Origin of the sequence: Labilibaculum euxinicum, from assembly GCF_009795715.1 — a bacterium.
GTDB lineage: Bacteria > Bacteroidota > Bacteroidia > Bacteroidales > Marinifilaceae > Labilibaculum > Labilibaculum euxinus.
Genome location: NZ_WTCR01000009.1, coordinates 13,963 through 26,354, shown reverse-complemented (window position 1 = coordinate 26,354; position 12,392 = coordinate 13,963). Strand labels below are relative to the sequence as shown.

At 36.3% G+C, this 12,392-nt stretch carries 10 protein-coding genes; all 10 read right to left on the bottom strand.

Annotation, left to right across the window (positions count from 1 at the left end; translation table 11 throughout):
- Positions 1–5: 5 nt before the first annotated feature.
- Positions 6–869 (bottom strand): DUF4292 domain-containing protein, encoded by an 864-nt coding sequence (locus tag GQR60_RS12790; RefSeq protein WP_124993312.1) that lies wholly within the window; start codon positions 867–869, stop codon positions 6–8.
- Positions 859–2,637 (bottom strand): tetratricopeptide repeat protein, encoded by a 1,779-nt coding sequence (locus GQR60_RS20215; protein ID WP_124993310.1) that lies wholly within the window; start codon positions 2,635–2,637, stop codon positions 859–861. The genes GQR60_RS12790 and GQR60_RS20215 overlap by 11 nt, the downstream gene beginning before the upstream one ends.
- A gap of 6 nt (positions 2,638–2,643) precedes the next feature.
- A complete protein-coding gene (locus tag GQR60_RS12775; protein ID WP_124993309.1) occupies positions 2,644–3,648 on the bottom strand; it encodes a sugar phosphate nucleotidyltransferase in 1,005 nt (334 codons plus the stop codon).
- A gap of 103 nt (positions 3,649–3,751) precedes the next feature.
- Positions 3,752–4,186: a dUTP diphosphatase gene (gene dut / locus GQR60_RS12770; protein ID WP_101311249.1), complete on the bottom strand. Its 435-nt coding sequence runs from the start codon at positions 4,184–4,186 to the stop codon at positions 3,752–3,754.
- Between the two features lie 191 nt (positions 4,187–4,377).
- Positions 4,378–5,871 (bottom strand): lipopolysaccharide biosynthesis protein, encoded by a 1,494-nt coding sequence (locus GQR60_RS12765; protein WP_124993308.1) that lies wholly within the window; start codon positions 5,869–5,871, stop codon positions 4,378–4,380.
- Between the two features lie 371 nt (positions 5,872–6,242).
- The gene (locus GQR60_RS12760) at positions 6,243–6,611 is read right to left on the bottom strand and encodes a YccF domain-containing protein (RefSeq protein WP_124993307.1); all 369 of its coding nucleotides are present in this window, start codon (positions 6,609–6,611) and stop codon (positions 6,243–6,245) included.
- A 20-nt stretch (positions 6,612–6,631) separates the two neighbouring features.
- Complete coding sequence (locus tag GQR60_RS12755) at positions 6,632–7,621, bottom strand: DUF3187 family protein (RefSeq protein WP_124993306.1); 990 nt, start codon at positions 7,619–7,621, stop codon at positions 6,632–6,634.
- A 48-nt stretch (positions 7,622–7,669) separates the two neighbouring features.
- Complete coding sequence (locus tag GQR60_RS12750) at positions 7,670–8,617, bottom strand: ROK family protein (RefSeq protein WP_124993305.1); 948 nt, start codon at positions 8,615–8,617, stop codon at positions 7,670–7,672.
- Between the two features lie 75 nt (positions 8,618–8,692).
- A complete protein-coding gene (locus GQR60_RS12745; protein WP_124993304.1) occupies positions 8,693–9,991 on the bottom strand; it encodes an HlyD family secretion protein in 1,299 nt (432 codons plus the stop codon).
- Positions 9,992–10,112: 121 nt separating this feature from the next.
- A complete protein-coding gene (locus GQR60_RS12740) occupies positions 10,113–12,320 on the bottom strand; it encodes a peptidase domain-containing ABC transporter (protein ID WP_124993303.1) in 2,208 nt (735 codons plus the stop codon).
- Between the last annotated feature and the right edge of the window lie 72 nt (positions 12,321–12,392).

The window sequence follows — 12,392 nt, the reverse complement described above, 5'->3', positions numbered from 1 at the left end:
TGGTTTTATGGATAAATTCGATCGTATTTGTCCGGTATTGTAAACGAAAAGCGCAGATCTTCACTAAATGTTACCTTATTAAATTTAATGTTACAAGATAATAAATGTTTTGGATCCTTTACTTCAAAAGCCAATCGTTGAGGAAACTTCCTGCTTTCAAAAACAGTGAAATCCCGATACTTAATCGTAATGTCTCTCGCGGCTTCAAATTCCTTTACCAATATATCTGTAATTCTCATTAATGAAGGATCGATATCTACTCTTTGATAATTAAACCTATTTAATTTTTCCAGCTTATCCTTTTTTAATTTTCGATCAATCTTTCTCGCTTTATCAGATATAAAAACATACTTGTTGTCAATTATTTTTCCATCAAAGGATCGAATAAAAGCTTTTTCCTTCTCTTCATTGTCTACTCTAAAAATTGAATTGGTAAGAATACTTTGGAAAGAATAAAAATCCAAATCCATATTTAGTTTGTCAGAAAGAAACTCAAAGTTATCAATAAAATAGGTTTTCTTTATCCGATCGATCATTTTTACAGAATCAGGTGTAATGAGCAGCCGGGCTACCGGTATCCCAACAGAGGCAGTAATATCAATCCAAATAATACTATCCTTTTCTATTTTAATAGAACCTTTAAAACTTTTGCTTATGCCATCAACCGAAAAGCTTGCAGAAAAGCGCTTTACATATATACTTTTATAATTTAAACTACTATCTATTAGCCCATTATATAACCTATTGTCGGAGATTGGTTTTGCCTTCTCAACACCTAACTCATAAAATGATTTACAGGAAAACTGAAAAAGGGCAATGATAACGATCAGAGCCCTTACGACAGTTTTTGAATATTTTTTATTGCCCATTTTCTTGCTTCTCTTCTTCTTCAGGAATGCTCCCTGTCTTTATTTTTTCGGCCAAATACACTGAACCTTCACCTATTTCAATTGCTTTTTTCCACTCTTCAAGAGCCTTTTCATTCTCCCCTAAACGAAAAAGAATATCACCATAATGCTCCACAATTACAGCAGATTCTCCCCCCCCGAATTTCAAAGCTTTTTCCAAAACACTTTTAGCATCCTTAAATTCTCCCATTCGATATAAAACCCATCCATGAGTATCCAGATAAGTAGAGTTTTCTGCCTCGAGTTTGATGCAAAGAGAACTCATTTTTTTAGCTTTTTCAAGTTCTTGCCCTTTAACTGATAAATAATAGCTGTAATTATTTAACACAATTACATTTTCCGGCTCAAACAACAATACCTCATCATACGCTTTAAATGCTTTTTGTGCATCGCCCATTTGATAGTAAGCATCACCTAAGTAAGTCTTAAACTGAACCCGTAACTTTACATTTTCACCAATATAAGAAAAACCCTCCTCCAATGTTTCAACTGCGGTTTTGTACTCTTGTTTTTGAGCTGCAGCAACGCCTTTAAAGATATATAAAAGAGGTTGGGTCGGAAAATATTTTAATGCTTCAGAGCTTTCATTAAACATACTTTCAAAATCCAACATTTCATTGTCTATTAAAAGCAATTCTTCCCAAACTACATAATTTGTTTTTTCCTCTTCAAGCACTTTCCTTAAGTGATATCGTGCGCCTTCATTATCTTTTCTTTTTCTAAGAAAATCAGCATAAAGTGCATGTACTCTTACTTGTCCCGGATGAACTTCAACCAATATGTCCAATAATTCTTTCAAATATTCATCAGACATGCCTTCTTTATTTCCATTCATCAAAATGGAAATTAAAAATTGAATTTTCTGATCCGATTCAATTTCTGGATTTCTGAAAGCCTTTGTAAGTGAAGCATTACTTTTTTCAATTTCGCCTTTTCTTCGATAAAAATCCGCTAAATAAAAATGAACCAAACCGTTTTCCGGATCAATTTTCAATATCTTTTCATACTGCTCAAAAGCTTTATCTTCATCTTTGTCCTCCATATACAAATCGGCTAACATTCCATAGAAATCAGCCCGGTAAGGATTCTTTTTTATCAGCTTCTGAATTTCGGAATAGGCCATTTTTCTGTTACCTGCAGCAAGATACAAGCGTTCTTTTTCCAACGAGATCCCTTCCTGGATTCCCTCCTTTTTCTCCAAACGATTATAGACTTCTATGGCTTCATCAAATTTTTCTACTGAAGCAAATATCGCGGCTTGTAAATAATAAAAGTCGTTTCGTTCCGGATGTAATTTTACCAAGTCATCATACACAGCACAAGCTTGATCCATCATCCCCTTTTTTTGGTAAATATTTGCAAGCTGAATTTGATACCAAATATTTAATGGCTGCAATGAAACAGCAGCTCTGGAAAGCTCCAGTGCACTCCCCAAATCTTCCTGACTCATATAAATATTCGCCAATTCGTAACGAACAACAGCACTCGACGGATCAATTTTAAGGCAAGCTGCATACAAAGAAAGTCCTTTATCCAACTCCTGCAGCAAAATAGCCTTCGTTGCCTCCGCAAAAGCAAAATCGAACTCTAATTTTTGCGCCTCTGTCAACTTTACTTCTTTCTGTACTATCTCTTTTTTAGGCATTGGCACAATTTCCCCTGCTAAAACAGAGCCTGACACCAAACAACCGATAAGAACTGCCATCCAAAATTTACATCCCACCTTCATCTATCTTTATTTTGAGAAGGTCGCAAAATCTCCAACATTCCACTCCGAAACTTCACCCTGAACATCAACATAATTACCTATCATAGAATTTTCAAGGTTTAAGTTTTCAAGATTTGAGTTACGCTGAATGATTGAGTTGCGAACCAAAGTATTACTTACTGTCGTATTTGCACCTACCGAAACATGAGGTCCAATTACCGAATTCTTAATTTTTACATTTTCTCCAATGTAACATGGAGGAATAATAATGGAATTTTCAGCTGAAGACGAAGGGCAAACTAAATCATCATTCTTGTGGTATTCCAATATTCTTTGATTTGTATGAACGGTTGCATCCTTATTTCCACAATCCATCCATTCTATAACTTGTCCTGGCTTAAAAGAAAGTCCTTTGTTCTTCATGTTTTCCAGTGCATTTGTAAGCTGGTATTCACCATTTACCAGCACCTTATTTTTCATCAGATATTCCAATTCATCCCGCAGATTATCACCATCTTTAAAATAGTAAATTCCAATGATTGCTAAATCAGATACAAAATTCTTTGGCTTCTCTATAAAATCCGTAATGTTGTTCTCATCATCAATTTTAACAACCCCAAAAGCAGATGGATCCTCAACTTTTTGTACCCATATCACACTGTCTGCCTCAGCATCCAAAACAAAATCTGCTTTAAACAAAGTATCTGCGAAAGCAACTACAACCTTGTCGGATAATGAAGGTGCCGCGCAATAAATGGCATGAGCAGTACCCAATGCTTCTTCCTGATAGTAGATACTTGCTTTAGCGCCAATATTTTTAGCAATACCGCATAATCTTTCTTCGACTTCCTTGCCAAAATCACCAATAATGAATGCTATTTCATCAATTGCTTCGTCGGAAACTTTTGCAATTTCCTCGACAAGGCGCTGAACAATAGGCTTGCCTGCAATTGGAATTAAAGGTTTTGGAACCGTTAAAGTATGAGGACGCATGCGTTTCCCCATTCCTGCCATTGGAACAATTATTTTCATCTGTTAAAATATCTAGTAGTAGTGAATTGTAAAATAACTAAAAAACGGATCAAATGTACCCTTTTACAATTTGTTTTGATCCAAATTAATAATTTTTAACGCATTAGGATTTTCCTGTATGTCCGAATCCTCCGGCACCTCTTTCTGATGTCTCCAAATCCTCAACCGGTTCCCACCTTACCGTTTCATGAGCAGCAACAACCATCTGACAAATTCTATCTCCATCTTTGATCTCCACCACACGATTTGAAAGATTTGCAAGAATTACTCCTATTTCACCACGGTAATCAGCATCAATAGTTCCTGGTGTATTTAATACAGTAATCCCTTCTTTTAGAGCCATACCTGAACGAGGTCGAATTTGAGCTTCGTATCCGGCAGGTAATTCAATAAACAATCCTGTTTTTATTAATTTACGTTCCAATGATTCTAATAATACCGGTTCGTCCAGATTTGCTCTAAGATCCATACCTGCAGATAATTCCGTACTATATTTAGGTAAGTCGTGCTTCGATTTGTTAACTATTTTTACTTTCATCTGTTTATATTTTTTATTTTATGGTCAGATGGAACTTAGCATGCTGGAATAATCATCCTCCTGTGTGTCAAAATTCCTTGTCATGAGCGTTCCATATAAATGACAATTGCTTGAAGAATATTTCATTTTTTTTTCGAGTGGCTAAGATACATTTTTCAAAACTCTTATGAAAGGTTGATAATAGATCCTGATTACTTCCTTTTCCTGTTTATACCAACAATCTTTCCTAAAGAACTCCACAATCGCTCTTTTTGAATAAATACAATCATAAAAAGCAATAACAATGGAGTTTTTTCAGCCATTTTCAGCCATTGATTTTCTGGGTTAAAATAAGTGCTGATTGCAAAAATGGTTGTTGCAAGCAGCAGATAAAAAAGTATTCCCTTTAAATCGTATGGTACAGGATAGTATTTTTGACCTGCGATATAGGATATTACAGTTATTACAAAAAAGCAGGCAAGAACTGAATATGCTGCCCCCATATACCCGAATATTGGAACAAGCAAAATATTCAAAACTACAGTAATTATAACCCCGACAATAGCTATATAGGCACCAAACCGAGTATTATCGGTTAGCTTGTACCACAAAGATAAAGAGAAAAATATTCCAAAAAATAAATTTGCCAGAAGTACGTACGGTACAATTCCCAGTCCTTCATGATAACGGGAATCAATTAAGATCTTTACAATATCAAGATAGAACATCACCCCAAGAAAAATAATAAGACCAAGTATTACGAAGTATTTTAACACATCGGCATACACCTGCTTTGAGTTCTTCTCTTTTGCCTGAGAAAAGAAAAATGGCTCGAAAGAATATCGAAAAGCCTGTATAAATAGAGTCATGATTACTGCAAGCTTGTAATTTGCTCCGTAAATTCCTGTTTGATAGAAAGGATTTTGTGATTCAGGAATCAACTCCGGCATTATCATTTTATCTAAATTGATATTGAGTGTTCCACATATGCTTACCACTAAGATCGGTGAAGAATAGATCAGAATTTTAATGAGTAATTTTCGATCCAACTTTAATCGAACCCTTAATATATCTGGAAGCAGTAACAGTAAATTTATGAAGCTGGAAACAAATATAGCCAGAAAAATATAACCGATTCCAAATTCAGGATTCCATATTATAGTGATTGGAATTTGAGGATAGTTATTATAAATCCATGGACACAAGAGTAAAAAAAAGAGGTTTATTCCCAAATTAACTCCAATGTTGATCAGCTTTAGTCCTGCATAACGAACCGCTCGGTTCTCCTTGCGTAATTTTGCAAATGGCAAAGCTGTTATAGCATCAAGTCCCAATGTAAGTGCAAGCAGTATAATAAAGCTCTTGTTTGTAGGAATTTCGAAAAAAACAGCGAGCGGATTTAAAAAACATGCAATAATAATCAAGAACAAAATACTTGTTGTAATTAAAGAAATAAAACACGTTGAAAAGGTGCTATCGCCCTCCTTCTCTTGACTTGCGAACCGAAAATATCCTGTTTCCATGCCATAGGTTAAAACAACCAGTAATATAGCAACATACGACATTAGATTCGTAACAATCCCATAGTCTTCGGGAATAAATAAACTGGTATACAGTGGCACCAGTAACCAATTAAGCAATCGGCCCAAGATGGAACTTACTCCATAAATGACTGTTTCTCCGGCAAGCTTTTTAAGAGGATTCAAATCAAGTAAATTAGTGTATTAGAATTGGCAAATATATGATAATTTTATTTTTCATTTTCCTAAAGTGTCTGAAAATGAATTCATAGATGTTCCACGTGGAGCAATTCGATTTTTGCGTGAGAAAAAGACCGTTCGGTATTTATATCAAAAATAAATAAGGGGCACACAAACGATTTCGATGGAAATATTTGATAATTTGAGTCTTATAAGCTTACTAAATACTTTTTTATCCCGATTATTTTTTTCACTTTTGTTGACATACGCGTTAAGGAACGTTTATGTTAGTGTTTGTTGTTTAAGTATTTTGTGAAAATCCTGACCTCTCGGTCAGGATTCTTCTTTTTTATAGGCGTTTGTATATTTAGCAGACACTACCGAATACTTTTTCCAAATGGAGTTAATGCAAAACCTGCTAACTTAACATGCTGAACTGCAAATGGAATCCCAATTATTGTGATGGCAAATAACAGCGCAAATAACAAATGAGTTAGAGCAATCCACAATCCTCCGATAAAAATCCAGATTACATTTAAAAGAATACTTAAGCATCCCCCGGCATGCTCGTTATACACCACCTTTTGCCCGAATGGAGCCAATCCTAACATAGATAGCTGTATGATTTTCAGCCCAAATGGTATTCCAACAATCGTTAAGCACATTAGTAAACCACTGATAATATATTCTAAGAAAATGAATATTCCTCCGAAAATTATCCAAATAATATTGCCAATTAAACTCATAAATATTTGCTTTATAAATATTAAAACTGATATGATACTCCCATCTGAAGAACAAAATCAGGTGCTGTATTAACAATGATATCCTCAACAAAGGCAAGCGAAACAGCTACATCTTTTGCAACAAAATAATCCAGTCCGAGAACTAATTGTGCAGATGCTTTTCCCAATTGTTTAGTATATGATTTTTCATACAAACTTGTATGAAAATCGAGTTGAGACTTTAAATACCAATTATTATTCGCATTAAAGGCGAGACCAAAACTTCCAAAACCAACATTGCGGGTTACTTTGTTTTCCAGTAATGCTCCTTTGCCAATCCTTAAATAACCTCCTGAATAGTAAAAGGAAAACTGTTTCCTTTCGGGGGTTGAATTAAGCATTCCTGTTATTTGGAATCCAAAATCACTAGTTCCACTACCCACTAAATTTGTTTTATTTCCGGTTGGTATCTTCACGAAAGTGCGAAAAGAGAGATCGTGGTTTGGACTTTGTATAATGGGTGTTCCCATAGAAAAACTAATATCACCAAAACTAAGTTTACTTTCATTCATTTCGAAAACGATTTCCTCTTCTTCCATGAAAAAGTAATTTAAATTGTATGCTGGCATAACGTCCCTTGATTTCCCAGGTAAGTTAAACGCATCGTGCCAATTACTAATAAAAGAATCCATAACTCCACTCGAATGCCTAACTACCGGAATAACGATACCAACTTCCAGTTTAGAAAATAGACCGTAACTTAGAAATAGTTCATTTCTATACATCTCTCCATCCAAGTATATGGCTTCTTCATTGATTTGACCACTTGTAGCATTATTAGCAATACTAAAATAGTTACCGAAACAAAAAGAATTTTTCTCAAGAATTGAGCCTCCCGGGTTGGTTGGAATCCCGAAAAAATGAACCAAAGGGCTTTGGTTATGAGTTTGAAAAGGTTTCACCAATTTCTGACCAAGAGCGCAATTAGTAAGTAAAACAATTTCAAAAAAAAATACTGCTAAGCTTCTCATGAATATTCCCGGCCTGATTAATTTGATCAACTGGGTCAAATCTACAAATTATTCAACAACTTTCCATACGAGTGCTGCTGATCCCAGTACACCGGAATTTCCTTCAACAGTAGACAGCTTTAACTGCGTTTTTTCTTGAAAAACAGATAATAAATTCTGTTCCATATGGTATTGTGTCGGTTTCAAAATTAAATTGCCGGCTTTAGATAATCCTCCAGACAAAAATATGGCCTCCGGATTGTTCAAAGCAATCACATTCGCCAAAGCAATTCCAAGAATTTTACCCGTAAACTCAAAGGCTTCAATTGCAATTTGATCCCCAGAATAAGCTTCCGAAGCTAATCTTCTGGCACTCATTCTATTGAAGGGAATATTTCTCAATTCACTTGAATAAGAAAATTTTGCGAATAATTTACTCACAGTTCTCTTAATTCCTGTTGCAGATACATAAGTCTCCAGACAACCCAATCTTCCGCAACCACAATGCCGACCTTCAGGACGCACAATCATATGTCCCATCTCACCGGCTAAACCAGAATGGCCATGCACCAATTCCCCGTTAACAACGATACCCGATCCTAATCCTGTTCCTAATGTTAAAACCATAAAGTTTTTCATACCAACAGCACCTCCAAACAACATCTCTGCCATGGCAGATGCATTAGCATCATTTGTAACAAAAACAGGAACTCTAATTTTTTGACTCAAAAGTTTACCCAGTTCAAACTTCCCTTTCCACGGCAGGTTCGAGGCATCCTGAATGCATTGATCCAAATAATTTGCATTTGGAGCGCCTACTCCAATACCCACCAACTCACAATTCAATTTCTCAGCAAGAGACTGAATTCTATCACATAATTCATCTATAAATGCTTGAAAAACCAAATATTTCTTTGTGAAAATGAAATCCTCAGCAAGAATATTTCCTTTTCTATCGACCAAACCAAAAACCGTATTTGTTCCGCCAATATCTATCCCAACAGCCAGCTTTTGCATATCAATTGTTTTTGTATCAAAATTTATTGCATGGGAAGAAACCAATCCGTACCGAATCAATATTCTTTAGTGAAGTTACAAACGGTCTTTAATTAATGATCGAATCGGATTAAAAATACGTTGTAACAGGCGAAGATCTTCTGTAATTATTTCAGCCTGACCTTCAATCTGCTGTGCAAAATCCAACTCAATTCCATAATTGGTAACCAAGCCTTTAGGAAAATCCACATCCAGGCTGTATTTCTGATCCTCCGGAACTTTTGATATGGACCGAATAGTACCTTCCAACATCCCGTATTCAAGATAAGGATAATTATCAAGTTTTATATTCACCCGTTGTCCTATTTTAACCTTGCCCGCTCCCTGCACTCCTAATTCAACTCTGGCAATAATTTTAGTGGAATCTGAAGGCAAAACAGTGAAAACCCTTTCACCAGTCTTAACATTTTGATTGGAGCTGTAAAACCGATTGAAACTAACCTTTCCATCAATAGGCGTTATGAGGACATACTTTTGTTCCCAAATGTTTATTTGAGCCTTTAGGTTATCGAATGATTGAATAAGCAGATTCTGTAATTCCTTTCGCTCTCTTTCTTTATTTAACTCTAAATCGATAATTTGCTGATCCACTTCAGAAATACTAATCTGAGTAGAAGCAAGTGAAGAACGCGTGCCCTGAAAAGCATAGCTCTGTTCCAGATATTTTTTACGTGCATTTTGGAAATCGGACTGCGAAATTACACCCCGGTCAAACAAAGATGAATCGCGAAGAAATTGCTTTTTTGATATCGCTAATTCACTTTCAGAAATCACTTTTTGCTGGTACTGCCGCTCGTAATATAAATTGTATTTACTGATTTTATCCTTGTAAGATTCTATTTTTCGATCGTAATAATCCAAATCAAAAAAACGCTGATAATCAGCATATGATTTTAAAAACCCATTGTAATACGATTGAATTTCCCCCAAACGAAAATTACCTTCCAACAAATTGGATTTAATGCCATCCACACCTGTAAGATGTTCATGAAACTCGTTCATTTTTGTTTTTAAAACGAACACATCATCATTAACCGCAGGATTTTCGATAATGGCCAAAAGCTCTCCCTTTTTCACTTCCTGATTATCTTCAACATACAGATTTTGAATCTGTCCGGATGATCGGGCAACCAATTCGGCAGGCGGATTTAAGGTAGTAAGAACCAATTTGGAATGAATAATATCCGGATAACGAAAGAACCAACTGCCAATCAGCAGAGCAAAAATAACCACAAAGAAAAGAGTTGTCCCGCTTCGAATGATCCAATTGGGCATTCGCTGCAAAATCTCCTTAACTTCATCTGACCGTAATTCTATGTTTGTATCCTTATTCATGCTTTTACGCCTATTAAATTTTTGATATCCCTCGCTGATTTACCCCTAAATCCCCTAAAGCAGACTTTTTATTGAAGCCCCTTTAGGGGTTTGGGGTACAAATATATAGGGTGAATAATATTTAATTTCCTAGCTCCAATTGGTTCTTAACCAACTGATAATAAGCTCCCTTCAATTTTGTTAAATCAGCATGAGTTCCTTCCTCAACAATCTTTCCTTTATCCAGAACAATTATTTTATCGGCACTACGAACTGTACTTAAGCGATGAGCCACAACAACCACAGTCCTTCCCTTATTAAATTCCTCCAAATTGTTCATGATTGCCTTTTCGTTGTTCGCATCCAAGGCATTAGTTGCCTCATCGAAGAACAAAAATTTAGGATTTTTATACACGGCTCTTGCAATCAAAATACGTTGCTTTTGCCCTTGACTTAAACCATGACCGTTGGCGCCAATCCGTGTGTTGTAGCGCAATGGCAAACTTTCAATAAATAGGTCGATGCAGGCAACCTGAACCGCATACAACAATCTCTTTTTATCGATGAACTCATCACCAACAGCAATATTTTTGGCGATAGTATCCGAAAAGATAAACCCATCCTGCATCACCACTCCGCAATTTTGCCGCCACATCGATGAACTGTAATTTTCGAGAGTAACTCCACCCAAGGAAATTCGTCCTTTTGTAGTGGGATAAAATCCCAGCATCAGCTTAATTAAAGTCGTTTTTCCGCTACCCGATGCACCTACAATTGCAGTCGTTTTTCCATCTTCTATCTTCAAATTAACATCATCCAAAACCATTTCGGAATGCGGGCCTTCGTACTGAAAGAATACTTTCTCAATATCTATGGCCTTTTCTTCTGGAATATCAGTTAAACGATCCTCATTTGGCATTTCTTCCTCCTTCATCTCGTGAATTTCACCCAATCGCTCGAGAGAAATTTTAGCATCCTGCCACGAATGAATGAACTGAACCAGATTGTCGAGCGGGGAATTCAATTGACCGATAATGTAAGACACTGCCAACATCATACCTAAGGTCATGCCACCATCAAGTACCGATTTGGCCGCCAAAAAGGTGATGATGATATTTTTTGTTTCGTTGAAGAAAATGGAACCTGATACCTGATACTGATTCAAAGCCAAACCTTTGGTTCTCACCTTAAACAATTCAGCCTGTATTTGCTCCCACTCCCAACGCTTTTGTTTCTCACAGTTGTTCAGCTTAATTTCCTGCATTCCGGTAATTAACTGAACCAATGAATTCTGATTGTTCGATAACTGAGCGAATCGTTTCCCATCCAATTCTCGACGTTTTCGCAGAAAAAGATTCACCCATATTAGATACAAAACCGATCCAATTACAAAAACAAAAAAGATTTGCATGTCGTAAATGGCTAAAACAATTCCAAAAATCACCAGATTGACCATCGAAAACAGGATGCTTAAGGTTGATGATGTCAGGAAATTTTCAATTCGGGTATGATCCTGTATCCGCTGCAATAAATCACCGATCATTTTAATATCGAAAAAGCCAATGGGCAACTTCATTAACTTGATTAAAAAGTCGGATATTAATGAGATGTTTATTCGTGTTGAGATGTGTAAAAGTATCCAGCTTCGGATGAATTCCACCGACATTCGAGAGATAAACAGCACTAATTGAGCAATTAAAACCAAATAGATAAAACTCAGGTTTTGCGTGTTGATACCTACATCGACTATGGATTGGGTAAGGAATGGAAAAATCAGTTGCAGCATACTCCCAAACAACATTCCCAGTGCCAATTGCACCAAAAACTTACGGTACGGCCTTAGATATTTTAACAGGAAACCAATACTTTTTTTGTTGGAAACATCCTCGTCGCCCTGAGCGTAAAAATCGGGTGTAGTTTCCACCAACAAACACAAGCCTTTCAATTCCCCCTGACTTTGTGTACTTGCCCACGACTTAATAAATTCCTCTTTGGTAAATTTTAGCAATCCAGATGCCGGATCAGCAACATGAACAGTAGTTGTCTTCTTTTTTACCTCGATTTTGTGCACCACCACAAAATGATTTTGCCCCCAATGGCAAATAGCCGGAAGCGCAGCATCATCCTGTAACTGCTCGTAGCTAATGCGCACGCCCATAGTTCGCAAACCAATACTTTCAGCTGCATCAGCAATGCCCAGCATCGAAACTCCCTCGCGGGTAATGTGCGATTTATCTCGTAAAGACTGCAGACTGAAGTTTTTACCAAAATGTGAGGCTATCATACGCAGGCAGGTCGGGCCACAATCCATGGCATCCAATTGGCGGAAATGGGGAAATTTTTTCTTCAAGGCAGAATGGTAGTTAGTCAATTTATTATAGTCAAGCTAAAAATAGGGAAAATTGTTGGAATGGACTAAACA

Excerpts from the sequence above, each read along its gene's own strand:
- GQR60_RS12755 (WP_124993306.1), bottom strand. The coding sequence starts at position 7,621 with ATGAGAAGCTTAGCAGTATTTTTTTTTGAAATTGTTTTACTTACTAAT.
- dut (WP_101311249.1), bottom strand. The coding sequence starts at position 4,186 with ATGAAAGTAAAAATAGTTAACAAATCGAAGCACGACTTACCTAAATAT.
- GQR60_RS12745 (WP_124993304.1), bottom strand. The coding sequence starts at position 9,991 with ATGAATAAGGATACAAACATAGAATTACGGTCAGATGAAGTTAAGGAG.
- GQR60_RS12790 (WP_124993312.1), bottom strand. The coding sequence starts at position 869 with ATGGGCAATAAAAAATATTCAAAAACTGTCGTAAGGGCTCTGATCGTT.
- GQR60_RS20215 (WP_124993310.1), bottom strand. The coding sequence starts at position 2,637 with ATGAAGGTGGGATGTAAATTTTGGATGGCAGTTCTTATCGGTTGTTTG.
- GQR60_RS12775 (WP_124993309.1), bottom strand. The coding sequence starts at position 3,648 with ATGAAAATAATTGTTCCAATGGCAGGAATGGGGAAACGCATGCGTCCT.
- GQR60_RS12760 (WP_124993307.1), bottom strand. The coding sequence starts at position 6,611 with ATGAGTTTAATTGGCAATATTATTTGGATAATTTTCGGAGGAATATTC.
- GQR60_RS12750 (WP_124993305.1), bottom strand. The coding sequence starts at position 8,617 with ATGCAAAAGCTGGCTGTTGGGATAGATATTGGCGGAACAAATACGGTT.